The organism is Corallococcus exercitus (assembly GCF_003611585.1).
In the GTDB taxonomy this organism is placed as follows: domain Bacteria; phylum Myxococcota; class Myxococcia; order Myxococcales; family Myxococcaceae; genus Corallococcus; species Corallococcus exercitus.
Genome location: NZ_RAVW01000238.1, coordinates 1 through 15,006, shown reverse-complemented (window position 1 = coordinate 15,006; position 15,006 = coordinate 1). Strand labels below are relative to the sequence as shown.

Sequence of the window (15,006 nt, the reverse complement as noted above, 5' to 3'; positions counted from 1 at the left end):
GCCCGCCCCCGTCCTGCCCGCGGTCCGCCACCAGGATGGTGTAGTCGCGGTTGCCCGCCGTGAGCGCGGTGTCAACCAGCTCGATGGCGCAGTCCTGCTCCTCCTGCGAGAAGGTTTCGATTCGCCGGATCAGCGCGGCGAGCGGCTCCCGGTCCTTTCTTTCGAGTGTGCGGATTTCCATGGGCTCTTTCGAGAGCGACCTCCACGAGTCGCGAGGCCAGGGTCGCGTAGTCCATGCCGGCGGCCTGCGCCGCCTTCGCGAACCCCGCGCCCGGGTGGAGGTCGCAGTTGGGGTTGATGTCGATAACGTACGGCACACCCTCGGGCGACACCCGAAGGTCCACGCGTCCATAGTCCTGGCAATCCAGCGCTGCAAATGCTTCCAGCGCCGTCTGGATGCAACGCGCTTCCTGCACTGCGTCGAGCCGGCAGGGCCCCGTGGGCGAGTCCCGGTACTCCGGTGACTCCGCCTCCCACTTGGCCCGGTACGACACGATGTTCGGCCGGTTGTCGAACGCGCGGCCGAAGTGGATCTCCGTGAGCGGCAACGGCTGGCGGGGGCTGTTGCCCAACAGCGGCACGTACACCTCGCGTCCCGCGATGAACTGCTCCACGAGCGCGGGCTGGTGGAAGGTGCGCAGCACGGACTCGCACGCCCGCACGAGCGCCGAGCGCTCCGTCACCACGGAGTCGAAGTCCATGCCCACGCTGGCGTCCTCGCGCGCGGGCTTCACGATGAGCGGCCACGGCAGGTCCACCGCCAGTGCGTCCTCGCGCTTCTTCACGAGGAAGGAGGCGGGCGTGGAGACGCCGTGGGCGCGCAGGATGTCCTTGGCCTTGGGCTTGTGCAGCGCCAGCCCCAGCGACAGGGCGGACGAGCCGGTATACGGCAGGCCCAGCGCGTCCAGGAGGCAGGGGACGGCCATCTCTCCGCGGCTGTCGGCGGCCAGCGACTCACAGAGGTTCACCACGAGGTCGGGCTGGAGGAAGCGCAGGGCCTCCATGAAGTCCAGCTTGTCGCCTTCGATGGCGAGCGGCTCGGCGTTCACGCCGTCCCGGCTCAGCGCGTGGGCCAGGCTCTCGGCCACCCGGACCACGTCCTCGCGGGCTTCGCGCCCGGGGTCGTCCTCGAGGAGGTCGTGGTCACGATTGTGCAGCAGGATGATGTGCATTCGGAGTGACCCGAGGGTTAGCACGTCCCCAGGGACCTTCCCAGCCTGTGACGTGGTGGCCGGTCGGCCCCTCACAGGGCTACCGCCTGCCAGGGTATGCGCTACGGTGGGTGACCTGTAGGAGCAGTTCCGGGCTTCTTGGGTGAGCAGGGGCCCGGCAAGGACGACATGCGGATTCGCGACCCCATCCACGGCGTCATCCCGGTGAGCGACCCGGAGAAGGCCGTCATCGACAGCCGCTTCTACCAGCGCCTGCGCTACGTGCGGCAGCTGGGCTTCGGGGACCTGGCCTTCCCCGGCGCGACCCACACCCGCCATGCCCACAGCCTGGGCGCCATGTTCGTCGCCTCGCGCGTCTTCAACGCCGTGGCCAGCCGGTCCGACCTGCCGGACGATGTGCGTGAACATTTCTGCACCGCCGTGCGCCTGGCGGTGCTCTGCCACGACCTGGGGCACATGCCCTTCTCCCACGCGTCCGAGCGCATCGCGCCCCGGCGGTCGCTGCTGCGGCTGCCCGGCTGGCTGGACTCCGTGGCGGAAGGGGAGCAGGCGACCCACGAGGACTACACGGCGAAGCTGCTCCTGGACAGCTCGCTCACGGAGATCATCCATCGCGAGTTCGGCCCGCGAGGCATCACCCCCATGGCGGCGGTGGCGCTGATCACCGGCGCGAAGCCGCCCAAGGACCCGGGCTTCACCCACAAGGGCGTGGACTGGACGCCGCTGTTGCGCGCCATCGTCTCCGGCGAACTGGACGCGGACCGGATGGACTATCTGTTGCGCGACTCGTTCTACACGGGCGTGAACTACGGCCGGTACGACATGGATTGGATCGTCTCCAACCTGAACCCGGCGGTGAAGGACGGACGCGCGGTGCTGGCCCTGTCGCGCGCGGCGGCGTTCGCGTTCGAGGACTTCCTGCTCAGCCGCTACCACATGTTCGTGTCGGTGTACCTGCACCACACGTCGGTGAACTTCGACCACATGCTGCGCCGGTACTACGAGGAGACGCCCGGCGAGTTCGAGATTCCCCACGACCCGGAGGCCTTCCTGCTCTGTGACGACGCGGCGCTCTGGTACACGCTGCGCCGGTCGAAGAACCGGTGGGCGGAGCGCATCAGCCGGCGGCAGGGCTTCAAGCTGCTGGCGCAGTTCACGGAGCGCGACACGGGCTACGACCTGGAGGTGCTCAACAGCGCGCTCACCAGCGGCGGCTTCGAGCACTACACCGTGCAGTCCAAGGGGGCGCTCAGCAAGTACGTGGGGGCCTCCGGGGGCAGCGGCAACCCGGGTCTGTTCATCCTGGACGTGTCCACGGGGCGGCTGACGGAGGTGGCGCGCTACACGCCGCTCTACCAGCGCTACAGTGGCGCGGTGCGACTGACGCGGCTCTACGTCCGGCCGGACCAGGCGGAGCGGGCGCGCGAGATGATGGGCCGGCTGCTCGGCCAGACGACGGAATCCTGAAGGACGACGGTGCAACCATGAGCGAGCCCCTTCCCGGCATGGGCCTCTTCGGGCCCCACACCCCCGTGGAGCCCCGGCCCTCCTCGGTGGTCATCCTCTACCGCCGCGCGCATACGGGCGTGGAGGTGTTCTGGGTGAAGCGCGAGCGCGCGCTCACCTTCGCGGGCGGCTTCCAAGCCTTCCCCGGCGGCAAGCTGGACAAGGACGACCACGACGTGCCCGTGCAGGGCGCGCAAGGCGAAGAGGCCGCGCTGCGCTCCGCCGCGGCGCGCGAGCTGTTCGAGGAGGCGGGCGTGCTGGTGGCGGAAGGGGCGCGCGCGCTGTCGCCCCAGACGCTGGAGGAGGGGAGGGCGGCGCTGCTCGCGGGCACGGTGAAGTGGAGCGAGTGGCTGGTGCGCCACACGCTGTCGCTGCGCGCGGAGGACCTCAAGCCCGCGGGGCGCTGGGTGACGCCGCCGGCCATCCCTGTTCGCTTCGACACGCGCTTCTACCTGGTGGAGCTGCCGCAGGGCGCCGCCGCGAGCATCATCCCCGGCGAGCTGACGGAAGGGGCGTGGATCCGCCCGGAGGACGGGCTGTCGCGCTGGAGCGACGGCACGGCGCTGCTCCATCCGCCCGCGCAGCACGCGCTGCAGGTGCTGTCGGAGTTCACGGATGAATCCGACGCGCGCGCGAAGCTGTGCACGCCGCCGTACTGCCCGGGCTACGTGGCCCAGCGCATCGAGTTCCAGCGCGGCGTGCGGGTGGTGGCGCTGGAGACGCCCACGCTGCCGCCGGCGACGCACACGAACGCGTACGTGCTGGGCACGGGCGACCTGCTCATCGTGGACCCGGGGTCCTCCGACGTGAAGCAGTACGCGAAGCTCCTGTCGCTGGTGGCGGGCCTGAAGGCGGAGGGCGCCCGTCCGGTGGCGGTGGTGCTCACGCATCATCACGGCGACCACGTGGGCGGAGCGTTCGCGGTGAAGGAGCGGCTGGGCATTCCGCTCTGGTGCCATGCGCGCACGGCGGACCGGCTGGACTTCCCGGTGGAGCGGCTCCTGGAGGACGGCGAGGTGCTCAACCTCGACGGCCCCATGGTGCAGCGCTGGCACGTGCTGCACACGCCGGGGCACGCGCGCGGTCACGTGTGCCTGGTGGACTCGCGCAGCAAGTCGGCCATCGTGGGCGACATGGTGGCCAGCGTGGGCTCCATCGTCATCGACCCGCCCGAAGGCAACATGGTGGACTACCTGGAGCAGCTGAAGCGGCTGCGCGACTGGCCGGTCACCACGCTGTACCCCGCGCACGGCTCGCCGGTGCCAGACGGCCCGGGCAAGCTGAACGAGTACCTGCGCCACCGCGCCCAGCGCGAGGCCCTCATCCTGGAGGCGGTGCCCGCGACGGGCGCGACGCTGGCGGAGGTGGTGGCCACGGCCTACGCGGACACGCCGCCCATCCTGCACCCGGTGGCGGAGCGCAGCGCCCTGGCGTCACTGGAGAAGCTGGTGGCCGAAGGGCGCGTGCGCGAGGACTCCTTCACCTGGTTCCGCGTGGGGGAATAGCGCAAACCAGCTCAATAATGGGCTGGACTTGAAACAATGGGCTGGATTTGGCAGCTTGGAACAGAAGTCCCGTATGGCTGCCAATGCGTACTCCTACGTAGCCTGACTCTCCTGAGCTAGACTGGCGGACTTGAGAGGGAGTCACTTACTGTAGTGGTAGGTGGAATTTCCTGGCGATTCGGTCGCAGTCTTGCAAGAGATTGACGTCTCCTGGAAATCGTTGCCGCCACTCAGAAAGAAGCCCAGGAATCTTATCTGTGGTGCCGAGTGCTTCGTAAGTTAGCGCTAGTGAGCGATAGGCATCAGCTAAAAGCACGCTCTTGTTGGGATCTAGTCTGTCTAGCCGGCTAAGGGCATCTTCCAGATGCTCCTTTGCTTTGATGCGCTCTTCTGTTGCTCGTTCTCGGTGCAATCCGCCTGCTAGCTCTTTGCCGAGACGACTCCGCGCCTGTCCTGCGAGAACACGCAGTAGCGTGCTTGTCGGGAGCAATTTCAGCCCCTTCTCAGCCGCCTCAGCTGCCTTCGTCCATTCGTGCTCGCTGTTCTCCATGAGCACCCAATGCTTATACATCTCTTCATTCCGCCACTTGAGCTGGTATGCGCGCAGGAAGGTTTCGCGCGCGTCGGTAATTCTACGCGGGTCCCATGTTTTATACACCCAGCCTAGAAAGCCGATTAGGCCTGGCTCGTTGGGGTGCTTTTCTAGAACTCGCCTCAGCAGGGTTTCGGCCTTCTCCTGCTCATTTCCACGAACTAGCAACACTGCTTGGCGTATCGCGTCTTGTACCTCGGCGCGGCCATACGGCTGTGGGAGTTGGCCGGAGAGTACTACCGAGGCCCGCTCAACTCTGCGCCACATGTCGGTTTGATCAAATGATGCTTTGACGAGTGAACGCGTGTTGATGTTGACTTCGTATCTCGATTCCCCGTCGATTACTGTGGGCTTGGGGACGAGGAAAAGTCTTTGAAGCTCTGCGATGGAATTGCCGAGTGCTTCGTTGGTCATGCCTGTGAGGTTTTGAAGCTCCAGGAAAGAGACTGCATGGCGCCCAATGCATGCGGCAACTAGAGTCTCTTTGGCTCGTGACGAGAGTTTATCCAGTTCGCGCCCGAGGGCGTACTTCCGGGCTTCATCGCCAGAACGGGAACGCCATTCCCCAATAGCCTGGGGCAAAGGCATGATTGATGCCAGTCGGATTAAATCCTCCATGTAGAGTGGGGAGGATTCGGTGGCGCTGATGATGTCAGATACGGTTTTCGACGTGAGAGCCTTGCTATCAAGTCCCATGAGTTGATAGCGGGAGCGAATAAAATGCTCTGCGTCCTCTTTCCCGAGGCCGGTAACAGTAGTGACGGTGTGACCTGTTCCGAGAATTGCTCTTCGTGAAGTGAGCAGCGCCTTCGACTTGGTCTGAGGAAGCAGTAGTGTGAAGAATTCTATTGCATCTTCCCCTGAGCCCTCGAGGCTATCGATGTCATCTACCACTATTAATGCCGGAAATGTGTTGAGTAGCTCAAGGCATTGGGTGCGCTTGCTCTCTAGGGGATGCGTTGCGAATTCGCTCCATCCATAAAGCGCGAGGATTCGCGAAAGAGCGCTATCCAGGTTTGAGAAGTCAGGCTCGTCAATCTTCTGTACTTGGCCCTCTTGAAAGCGCTTGAGCTTCGCGCTCATCCAGATGACTAGCTGGAATGGTTCCGGAGCTTCTTGCTTGATTTCTTCTGCAAAGGCGTACGCCAATGCAGACTTTCCTTTGCCTCCATCCCCAACCAATACCCACCGTCGACTTAGAGGATCGTCGAACCATTTTCTAAGCTCGTCCAGTTCCTTGGCCCGCCCAACGAAGTCGACAACAATCGTTTCGCGAGGTGGAAGGCGGTCCTCCAGTGGCCGCTTAGTTTCTACGTCAGACGTCGCCGTTCGGCCGCTGAGTTGCTTGGTAAGCTGTGTGATCGTTTCGGCTTCAGCTCGAAATGAGAGTTGCTGTAGTACTCGGCGTGCACAGTCGAGCAGAACAAAAGCATCTTCGAAGGGAAAGTCACTCTCCGCGGGATGCGAAAGCGGGTCGCGAAGTGACTTGATGTTTTTAATCCATTGAAGCATCGCCCGCTTGGCTTTAGGGTCAGCAGGCTGGGTCGACGTAGCGGGAGTCAGTAGTTCAAAGTGTGAATCAAATATATTGAAGAAATGATTGACGCCCAGTAGATCGAACTCGTCAACAAGAGGAGAATTCAATTCCCCGGTAATTCTCGACTCTTCGGCGGCGGCCTTTATTCCTGCCCACTCCTTCTGGAATGGATGCCGTAGCTTTTCGAGATAGTTCGTTGGGAAGTTGTTTGTGAATTTGCTGCGGATGTGGCGAACAATTGTGTTTCTATAAATTCTCTGAATTCCTTCGTAGCAAAGGCCAAGGTTGGTCATGATGGTTTAGTGTGCTCGGTTTGTAGTGCGCTTATGCGTTTGGGGTTATTTACTATGCTTCTGCTTGGAGTTTCTGTCTAGGCAGGCGTCTGCGATCAGGCTGTAGTGCATGCCGCTGTGCGTTGTTGTGACTTGAGCTGTTTGCGGTGCTTCGATTTCAGAAGCTGCCCATCAGGCCCAGGTGCGGGCCCTTGCTGCTGTAGGTGGCCACGGGCATCAGGCTCACGGAGGGCGTGGAGGCCCGCGCCTCGACCTCCAGGCGCCAGACCTTGCCGTGGGACAACTCGAAGCCCGCGCTCGCGCCCACCACCGGCAGGATGAAGAGGGCCGCGTTGACGGCCGGGGGCGCTTCGGTGCCTCCGCTGTTCACCAGCGTGAGCGCCAGGAACGTCGCGCCCCAGCCCACCATGCTCCCGGCCACCGTGGGGCCCACGCGTCCGCGTCCGCCCATGAACCGGCCGCCGGCGTACGTGCCCACCGGGATGCCGATGATGCCTCCCGCCGCGGCGCCCGCGACGGCCATCACCAGGCACTCGTCACAGCCCACCGTGGCGGAGCCCAGCAGGTAGCCCACCGAGCCCAGGATGGTCGCGCCCACCACGCCGCCCGCCGCGCCGCCCAGCACCTCCACCGCCACGCGCGGCACGGGGTCCTTCGCGGGCGCGGCCTTCACCGACGGCAGGGCTTCCGGCGAGACGGAAGGGCGCGTGGGGGCCGCCGCTTCCAGGGGGACCTCCGGGGGCGGCGGCACGTCCTCGACCGGCGCGCCCACCAGCGGTGGCGGCGTGAGGCTCCCGGCGGGAGCCTGGGCCGGCTCGGCGGGGGCCTCCTGGGCGGAGGCCAGGCCCGACACGAGCAGCAGGGCGAGGAGTGGGAACAGACGGGGGAGCTTCACCAGGGCCCACGCTACCGCAAGGGCGGCGTCGGCGTCGCCCCGTCCCCGGAGGCGGGTGTCTCCACGCGGGGCCGGCGGCGCAGGGCCCGGTAGACGAGCGGCGCCACGGCCAGCAGCGCCTGCGGCACCAGCGACAGCGCGTCCGGGTACAGGCCCAGCATGTCCACGTAGAGGAAGCGCACCGGCACCAGCGGCAGCGCGCCCACCTCCTGCAGCGAGTGGATGCCCTTGCCCAGCAGCATCACCGCCGTCACCACCATCACCACCGTGGAGAGGTTGAAGAGCGTCTTCATGGGCAGCCGGTAGCCCATGCGGTTGATGAAGAGCACCAGCACCGCCAGCGCCACGATGCCCGCCACCACGCCCCAGACCACGCCCGCCGCGGAGTCCACCGCCAGGCCCTGGAGGAAGATGGCCGTCTCGAAGCTCTCGCGCAGCACGGACGTGAACGCGATGACGAACAGGCCCACCGTGCTGCCCCGGCCCAGCGCGCCCTGCATCTTCTGGCGCAGCTCCCCCATGAAGTGGCTCACGTTGGCGCGCGCGTTGAGCCACAGCGCCGCGTACAGCAGCATGCCCACCGCCACGAGCGCGGTGATGCCCTCCAGCCACTCGCGCTGCGCGCCCGCCAGCAGCTTGCGCCCCACGATGTACGCGAGGGCACCCGCGATGAGCGCGGACACCACGCCCGCGTGCACCACGCGCACCTGGTCCATGGCCTTCATCTTCTTGAGCGCCGCCAGCAGCGCCGTGACGATGATGGTCGCCTCGAAGCCCTCGCGCAGCAGGATGAGCAGCGTGAGCCACGCCACGGACAGCACGTCCGTGGTGCTGCCGGTGGACTTGCGCGCCTGGTCCAGGAGCGACAGCAGCTCACGCCCTTCATCCTGAAGGTGCGGGCTCTTGTGCTCGGCGGCGAGCCGCGCCTGGAGGAAGGCCTCCTCCAGCTTCTGGGTGAGCACCGGGTCGCGCCCGCGCAGCTTGGGCTCCACCGGCTCCAGGCCGTTGAGGTACGCGTCCAGGAGCGCCGTCTTCGCCGCCGCGTAGTCGCCGTCCGCGCCCAGGCGCAGCGCGTGGCCCACCGCGGCGCGCGCGTTGAGCAGCACCTTCTCCTCGTCCGTGTCCGGCATGTTCCGGCGCAGGCACGCCACCTTGTCCGCGCCGAACGCCTTCGCCAGCTCCGCGTCCGTGGACGTGGCCAGCCGCTCCAGCGACGCGTTGGGCGGCTCGCCCTGGCACGGCGGCTGGCGCAGCGTGAAGACGAAGAAGGCCAGCGACCAGCGGTCGTCCTCGGTGAGCGTGGGGTAGGCCGGCATCGCGGTGCCGGGCACGCCGAAGCTGGTGGTGTTGAACGCCTTGTAGGGCGTCAGGCCGTCCTCCATCAGCTCCGGGTCGTGGAAGCTGGCCGGCTGCGGCTCCATGGTGGCCGCGATGGACACGTCCGCCTTGCCCTCCACGCCGTGGCACGCCGAACAGTTGGCCTGGAACAGCTTCTTGCCGTGCTCCAGGTCCGGCGCCACGCGAGGGCTGCGCGCCAGGCCCCCCGCCAGCACCAGGCTCTCCACCAGCTCTCCGCAGTCGCGGCTGACGCCCTCCGGGTCCTTCGCCTCGTTGACGCGCGCCTGGATGGCCTCCACGCGCGGCACGAACGTGGCCGCCGCCGGGCCCAGGTCCTTCGCCGCCGCCAGCGCCTCCGCCGCGAAGCTCTTCTGCTCCGTCAGCTCGAACTCCGACTTCGACGCCACCGCCGCCGGGTAGTCCGCCTGGAGGTACTGGAGGATGCCCACCAGCCGGTGCCAGGTGCGCCCCTCGTCGGACGCCGGCGCTTCGGCCCGGGCGGAAGAGGACAGCGCGAGCAGCAGGCACAGCGAGAGGGCGGCGGCGTGTTTCACGTCCGCCTTCTACCAACCGTCCCCCGCGCGTTCAATTCTGCGAATCAAGATCAATTAATGGCGCCCCCCTCCGGAACCGAAGGGGGCGCGGGGTCAACACTCCGGGTGTTCCCGGGGATGACTCAGGGCAGGTCGACGCCGCAGTACTGCGGGAACGTCTTGCACGGGTAGCAGGGGCCGCCCGGGCCGTAGTAGCAGACCTCGCCGGGAGCACAGACACCGCTCTCCGGGCACTGCCGCAGCTCCTGCTCCTGGGTGCCGGGCTCCATGCCCGTTCCGTCCTCGACGGCCCCGCCACAGGCCGCGAGGCCCAGCACCGCGAACAGCCCCAGCCCACGAATCAGATGACGACGCATGCACGCTCCTTCGGTGTGAGGAGCCCGCACGATAGGTCGTCCCGGCATCTCCCGGAATAGGGGCTAGCCCTGACGCTCGTAGGTGAAGAAACCGAAGGGCAGGTCGCCTTCCGGGTGCCGTTCCTCCTCCACCTGCCTCCATCCGGTGGTGAGGTCCACGGGGGGGAAGAGGGCGTCGCCGGGGAAGTCCCGCTCGATACGGGTGAGGTAGAGCCGGTGCCACAGGCCTTGCGTCTGCGCGTAGAGGTCCGCGCCCCCGGCGATGAAGACCTCGCTGTCGCCCCCGGCCTGCGCCAGCGCCTGGTCCACGGTGTGGGCCACGCGGACGCCTTCCGGGGCGGCCCAGTCGCGCTGGCGGGTGAGGACCACGGTGGTGCGGCCGGGCAGGGGCCTCCCGATGGAGTCGTACGTCTTGCGGCCCATGACCAGGGTGTGGCCCATCGTCAGGCGCTTGAAGCGCGCCAGGTCCTGCGGCAGGCGCCAGGGCAGGGTGTTGCCCTGGCCGATGACTCGGTTCGCCGCCATGGCGACGATGGCGGACACGCGCGGGCTCATACGGCCACGGGCGCCTTGATGGCGGGGTGCGGGTCGTAGCCCTCCAGCGTGAAGTCCTCGTAGCGGAAGGCGAACAGGTCCTTCACGTCCGGGTTCAGGCGCATGCGCGGCAGGGGGCGCGGCTCGCGCTTCAGCTGCTCCTGCGCCTGCTCCACGTGGTTCAGGTACAGGTGCGCGTCACCGATGGTGTGGATGAACTCGTGCGCGGTGAGGCCCGTGGCCTGCGCCACCATCAGCGTCAGCAGCGAGTACGACGCGATGTTGAAGGGCAGCCCCAGGAAGATGTCCGCGCTGCGCTGGTAGAGCTGGCAGGAGAGCTTTCCTTCGGCCACGTAGAACTGGAACATCACGTGGCAGGGCGGCAGCTTCATGGAGGGAACGTCCGCCACGTTCCACGCGCTCACCAGGTGCCGGCGCGAGTCCGGGTTCTTCTTCAATCCGTCCACCAGCTGCTTCATCTGGTCCACGTGGCCGCCATCCGGCGTGTTCCACGAACGCCACTGGTGGCCGTACACGGGGCCCAGGCTGCCGTCGGCGCTGGCCCACTCGTCCCAGATGGTGACCCCCACCTCCTGGAGCGAGCGCACGTTCGAGTCCCCCCGGAGCATCCACAACAGCTCGTGGATGATGGACTTCAGGTGGAGCTTCTTCGTCGTCACCAGGGGGAAGCCCTGGCTGAGGTCGAAGCGGAGCTGGTGGCCGAAGAGGCTCAGCGTCCCCGTGCCGGTCCGGTCGCCCTTCTTCGTCCCGTGGTTCAGGACGTGCTCCATCAGACTCAGGTATGGCCGCATGGGGCTTTTTCCTTAGGCGGGGTGGAACGGGTGATCAAAATATTGATCGCGGGTCACCTCCGCACGGCGGTGCATCTGTTGCATCGCTATAAAAAGGGCTGCCATGAAGATCTATACGAAGACCGGCGATGCGGGAGAGACAGGCCTGTTCGGCGGCGGCCGCGTGGCGAAGGACGACGCGCTGGTGGACGCGTACGGCGAGGTGGACGAACTCAACGCCACGCTGGGCCTCGCGCGCACCTCCCCGCTGCCGGCGGACCTGGACCACCTGCTCCAGCGCATCCAGGACCAGCTCTTCACGGTGGGCGCGGTGCTGGCCACGCCGCCGCACACCAAGGCAGCGGCCCACATCCCGGAGCTGCACCCGGAGTGGGTGGAGGAGATGGAGCGCCACATCGACCGCTACGAGGAGGAGCTGCCGAAGATGACGCACTTCATCCTCCCCGGAGGCGCGCCCGCGGCCGCGGCGCTGCACCTGTCGCGCACGGTGTGCCGCCGCGCCGAGCGCCGGGTCGTGACGCTCCTTCGTGAGGACAAGGCCCCGCCCGCGGTGGCCATGTACCTGAACCGCCTGTCGGACCTGCTCTTCGTCGTCGCCCGGCTGGTGAACTTCCGCGCCGGTCTGCCGGACGTGAAGTGGATCCCCGAGAAGCCGACGAAGTAGCCGTGTACGCGACGCAACTGCCCACTGCCCGCTTGAGGCAGCTCGCCCAGGACGTGGGCTTCGACCTCATCGGCTTCGCGCGCGCGGAGCCCATCCCGCCGTCGTCGCTGATGTCGTGGCTGGAGGCCGGCTACGACGCGGACATGGACTGGATGGGGTCGCGCGCGGAGGAGCGGCTCGATGTGTCGGTGCTGCTGCCGGGCGCGCGCACGGTGCTGTCCTTCGCGAACAACTACTGGCGGGACGACGCGCCGGCGCAGGGCTCGCCCATCGCGCGGTACGCACGAGGCCGCGACTACCACTCCACGCTGCGCGACCGGATGAAGGCGTTCCGCAAGACGCTCAACGCCTGGTACCCGGGGCTGGGCACCTACGGCGGCGTGGACAGCGGGCCCATGATGGAGAAGGTGTGGGCCGCGCGCGGAGGCCTGGGCTATGTGGGCAAGAACGGCTGCCTCATCACGGAGTCGCACGGCTCCTGGGTGCTGCTGGCCACGCTCATCCTGGACGCCGAGGTGGACGCGTATCCGGAGGGGCCGGTGGCGGACCGCTGTGGTTCCTGCCGGCGGTGTCTCATGGCGTGTCCCACGGGCGCGCTGGTGGGGAACCGGCAGGTGGATGCGAGGGCGTGCCTGTCGTACCAGACCATCGAGAACCGCGACCGCGACGTGCCGGAGGCGTTCCGGCTCAAGTTCGACAACCTCATCTTCGGCTGCGACATCTGCCAGCAGGTGTGCCCGCTGAACCGCAAGCCGGTGTTCGCGGAGGACGACCGCTTCGTGCCCCGCGCGGTGGCGTCGCTGGGCACGCTGGAGCTGGCGGCGCTCACCCCCGAGCAATACAAGGAGCTCATCCCCGGCACGGCGCTGGCGCGCGCGCGGTACGACGGTTTGAGGCGCAACGCTGTCTATGCACTGGGCGTCGCACGGCAGGCGCACGCGCGGCCGTTGCTCGAAAAACTCAGCGGCGACGACAGTGAGCTGGTACGCAGCGCCGCACGATGGGCGCTTCTGCAACTGGAGCCGTGACGCCTCCTTCCGCGACGCCGCCGCTCGGGCGGGTGTACGCGGCGCTGGCGATGCAGGTGCTGATCAGCGCGGGCACGTACCTGGCCGCCAAGCGGTCGATGACGGAGCTGTCGCCGTTCACGGTGGTGCTGTGGCGCTTCCTCGTGTGCGGCACCGCGTTCGTGGTGCTGCTCGCGGTGACGCCGGGGCGGAAGCTGCCGCCGCGCCACGCGTGGCCGCGCGTGGTGCTACTCGGGTTGATGGGCGGGCCGGTGAACCAGACGCTGTTCTTCTCCGGCCTGTCGCGCTCCACGGCGGCGCACGCGGCGCTGTTCTACGCGCTCACGCCGCTGGGGGTGTACGTGGCCAGCCTGGTGCTGGGCCGGGAGCGGGCCTCCACGCGGACGACGGCGGGCATCTTCACGGCGCTGGTGGGCGTGGTGGTGCTGCTGCTGGGCCGGGGGCTCGCGAGCGCGCGGGGCACGCTGCAGGGGGATCTGCTCATCCTCGCGGCGGTGGTGGCGTGGGTGGTCTACACGACGGAAGGAAAGCCCCTGGCCTCCGAGCATGGGCCGCTGCGTGCGACGGCCTGGACGATGACGGTCGCCACGGTGTTGCAGTTGCCGCTCGTGCCGTTCGTGCTGGAGCCCGCGGCGGTGTGGGCCTCCAGTGCCGCCGCGAAGGCGTCCATCGTGTACGTGGGGCTGATGACGTCGGTGGTGGCGTACCTGCTCTGGTCCTACGCGCTGTCGAAGGTGCCCGCGTCGCGCGTGGCCATCTTCTCCAACCTGCAGCCGGCGGTGACGGCGCTGGTGGCGTGGCTCTTCCTGGATGAAGCGCTGCACTGGGAGCTGGCGCTGGGCGGCGCGCTGGTGCTCGTGGGCGTGCGGCTGACGCAGGGCGCGCCGGTGAAGGCCGCGCCGGTGGTGGTGCGCGCGGGCTGAAGGCGTTGACCCGTGAAGGGCGGCGGTCGCAGGCTGCCGTTCATGCTGCGTCCCGGGGAGGATCTGCTGAAGGTCGAGGACCGCCTGTGGCTGCTCACCGCGGCGACGGGGAAGGGCGTCTACGACTTCGCCTTTGATCGGTTCTTCGCCTGCCGGCGGCCCTACGCGCTGCCCGACACGCCCATCGAGGTCATCGCTCGCGCGGGAGCGTGGCCCGACTACGCGGAGCGCTACCGGGAGCTGGAGGCGCAGGGTGTGCGGCTGGTGCATTCGCCGGAGCAGCACCTGCTCGCGACGGAGCTGCCGCACTGGTATCCGCTGCTGGAGGACCTGACGCCTCGCAGCGTCTGGTTCGACACGCCGCCGGATGCGCGCACGGTGGAGGAGCGGCTGGGCTGGCCGGTGTTCCTCAAGGGCGCGCGGCAGACGAGCCGCCATCGCAGGTCCCTCTCCATCATCGAAGGGCCGGACGCCTTCCGTCAGGCGATGGAGGCCTACGCGCAAGACGCCATCCTGCACTGGCAGCAGGTGGTGTGCCGCGAGCTGCGGCCCCTGCGGCGCGTGGACGACACGCAGGGCGCGGATGCGCTGCCTCGCTCGTTCGAGTTCCGCACCTTCTGGTGGAGGCAGCAGCTGGTGGGCTTCGGGCCCTACTGGTGGCAGGGGACGCCGTACACGCTGACGCCGCAGGAGGAGTGGGACGCGCTCGCGCTCGCGGGAGAGGCGGCGCGCCGGGTGGCGCTGCCGTTCCTCGTCGTCGACGTGGCCCAGGAGGTGTCCGGGCGGTGGGTCGTCATCGAGTGCAACGACGGCCAGGAGAGCGGCTACGTCGGCGTGTCGCCCTTCGCGCTCTGGCAGCGCGTCCTGGACGTGGAGCGGAGCCGCGCGGGCTGAGCGCCCCGCACGAACCTGTCCGACAGTCGGACCAGTTTGGAGGAGCGCGGCCGGGGGAGTCCGCTCCAGCCTGGCAGCGGAAACCTATTGGCCAGTCGGACAGGTTGGGAAGACCGCGGTCAGGGGCGTCCGCGCTAGCCGAGCCGCACGAACTGGTCCGACAGTCGGACAGGTTGGGAAGACCGCGGTCAGGGGCGTCCGCGCCAGCCGAGCCGCACGAACTGGTCCGACAGTCGGACCGGTTGGGACTGCGCCGGGCGGGAGGCGCCCGGGGCGGACCCGCGGGCTGACGGCCCTGCCTCAGTCGCCGTTGGGGTCCCAGTCGGAGATGTCCTTCTTGGGCTCCGGCGGGACTGCGGGACGCGGCGGCGCGGCGGGTCGCGGCGTCCCGCAGTCCCGCCGG

General features: G+C 67.8%; 13 protein-coding genes. 6 read left to right on the top strand and 7 right to left on the bottom strand.

Features of this window, described 5'->3' with window-relative positions:
* Positions 1-71 precede the first annotated feature (71 nt).
* Complete coding sequence (locus D7W79_RS26045; protein ID WP_120528098.1) at positions 72-1,172, bottom strand: D-alanine--D-alanine ligase family protein; 1,101 nt, start codon at positions 1,170-1,172, stop codon at positions 72-74.
* Positions 1,173-1,340: 168 nt separating this feature from the next.
* Between D7W79_RS26045 and D7W79_RS26040 the strand changes: the two genes are divergently transcribed.
* A complete protein-coding gene (locus tag D7W79_RS26040) occupies positions 1,341-2,639 on the top strand; it encodes an HD domain-containing protein (protein ID WP_120528100.1) in 1,299 nt (432 codons plus the stop codon).
* Between the two features lie 17 nt (positions 2,640-2,656).
* The gene (locus D7W79_RS26035) at positions 2,657-4,183 is read left to right on the top strand and encodes an MBL fold metallo-hydrolase (protein ID WP_120528097.1); all 1,527 of its coding nucleotides are present in this window, start codon (positions 2,657-2,659) and stop codon (positions 4,181-4,183) included.
* A gap of 145 nt (positions 4,184-4,328) precedes the next feature.
* Here the strand turns inward: D7W79_RS26035 and D7W79_RS43305 are convergent, their stop codons facing one another.
* The 6 genes from D7W79_RS43305 to D7W79_RS26010 all read right to left on the bottom strand — a co-directional run bounded on the left by D7W79_RS43305 (position 4,329) and on the right by D7W79_RS26010 (position 11,094).
* Positions 4,329-6,605, bottom strand: coding sequence for an ATP-binding protein (locus D7W79_RS43305; RefSeq protein ID WP_147442050.1), 2,277 nt, complete (start codon positions 6,603-6,605; stop codon positions 4,329-4,331).
* Between the two features lie 157 nt (positions 6,606-6,762).
* Positions 6,763-7,500, bottom strand: coding sequence for a GlsB/YeaQ/YmgE family stress response membrane protein (locus tag D7W79_RS26030; protein WP_120528096.1), 738 nt, complete (start codon positions 7,498-7,500; stop codon positions 6,763-6,765).
* A gap of 11 nt (positions 7,501-7,511) precedes the next feature.
* Entirely contained in the window at positions 7,512-9,392 is a 1,881-nt protein-coding gene (locus tag D7W79_RS26025; RefSeq protein ID WP_120528095.1) for a cytochrome c/FTR1 family iron permease, read from the bottom strand.
* Between the two features lie 122 nt (positions 9,393-9,514).
* The gene (locus D7W79_RS26020; RefSeq protein WP_120528094.1) at positions 9,515-9,748 is read right to left on the bottom strand and encodes a hypothetical protein; all 234 of its coding nucleotides are present in this window, start codon (positions 9,746-9,748) and stop codon (positions 9,515-9,517) included.
* 63 nt (positions 9,749-9,811) lie between these two features.
* Positions 9,812-10,303: a dihydrofolate reductase gene (locus D7W79_RS26015; protein WP_120528093.1), complete on the bottom strand. Its 492-nt coding sequence runs from the start codon at positions 10,301-10,303 to the stop codon at positions 9,812-9,814.
* Positions 10,300-11,094 carry a thymidylate synthase gene (locus D7W79_RS26010; protein ID WP_120528092.1) on the bottom strand — a complete coding sequence of 265 codons (795 nt, stop codon included), beginning with the start codon at positions 11,092-11,094 and terminating at the stop codon, positions 10,300-10,302. The genes D7W79_RS26015 and D7W79_RS26010 overlap by 4 nt, the downstream gene beginning before the upstream one ends.
* A 103-nt stretch (positions 11,095-11,197) precedes the next feature.
* Between D7W79_RS26010 and D7W79_RS26005 the strand changes: the two genes are divergently transcribed.
* From D7W79_RS26005 to D7W79_RS25990, 4 genes are read left to right on the top strand one after another with little or no spacing between them, the layout of a single operon-like run.
* Positions 11,198-11,758 (top strand): cob(I)yrinic acid a,c-diamide adenosyltransferase, encoded by a 561-nt coding sequence (locus D7W79_RS26005; protein ID WP_120528091.1) that lies wholly within the window; start codon positions 11,198-11,200, stop codon positions 11,756-11,758.
* Positions 11,759-11,760: 2 nt separating this feature from the next.
* On the top strand, positions 11,761-12,786 hold the full coding sequence (gene queG / locus D7W79_RS26000) for a tRNA epoxyqueuosine(34) reductase QueG (protein ID WP_120528090.1): 1,026 nt from the start codon (positions 11,761-11,763) through the stop codon (positions 12,784-12,786).
* On the top strand, positions 12,759-13,709 hold the full coding sequence (locus D7W79_RS25995) for a DMT family transporter (RefSeq protein ID WP_120528089.1): 951 nt from the start codon (positions 12,759-12,761) through the stop codon (positions 13,707-13,709). The genes queG and D7W79_RS25995 overlap by 28 nt, the downstream gene beginning before the upstream one ends.
* A 42-nt stretch (positions 13,710-13,751) precedes the next feature.
* The gene (locus tag D7W79_RS25990; protein WP_120528099.1) at positions 13,752-14,603 is read left to right on the top strand and encodes an ATP-grasp domain-containing protein; all 852 of its coding nucleotides are present in this window, start codon (positions 13,752-13,754) and stop codon (positions 14,601-14,603) included.
* The last annotated feature ends 403 nt before the right edge of the window (positions 14,604-15,006 follow it).

Bases quoted from the DNA above. Each gene is read 5' to 3' on its own strand.
- D7W79_RS26045 (WP_120528098.1), bottom strand. From the start codon at position 1,172: ATGCACATCATCCTGCTGCACAATCGTGACCACGACCTCCTCGAGGAC.
- D7W79_RS26040 (WP_120528100.1), top strand. From the start codon at position 1,341: ATGCGGATTCGCGACCCCATCCACGGCGTCATCCCGGTGAGCGACCCG.
- D7W79_RS26035 (WP_120528097.1), top strand. From the start codon at position 2,657: ATGAGCGAGCCCCTTCCCGGCATGGGCCTCTTCGGGCCCCACACCCCC.
- D7W79_RS43305 (WP_147442050.1), bottom strand. From the start codon at position 6,605: ATGACCAACCTTGGCCTTTGCTACGAAGGAATTCAGAGAATTTATAGA.
- D7W79_RS26020 (WP_120528094.1), bottom strand. From the start codon at position 9,748: ATGCGTCGTCATCTGATTCGTGGGCTGGGGCTGTTCGCGGTGCTGGGC.
- D7W79_RS26015 (WP_120528093.1), bottom strand. From the start codon at position 10,303: ATGAGCCCGCGCGTGTCCGCCATCGTCGCCATGGCGGCGAACCGAGTC.
- D7W79_RS26010 (WP_120528092.1), bottom strand. From the start codon at position 11,094: ATGCGGCCATACCTGAGTCTGATGGAGCACGTCCTGAACCACGGGACG.
- D7W79_RS26005 (WP_120528091.1), top strand. From the start codon at position 11,198: ATGAAGATCTATACGAAGACCGGCGATGCGGGAGAGACAGGCCTGTTC.
- D7W79_RS25995 (WP_120528089.1), top strand. From the start codon at position 12,759: ATGGGCGCTTCTGCAACTGGAGCCGTGACGCCTCCTTCCGCGACGCCG.
- D7W79_RS25990 (WP_120528099.1), top strand. From the start codon at position 13,752: ATGCTGCGTCCCGGGGAGGATCTGCTGAAGGTCGAGGACCGCCTGTGG.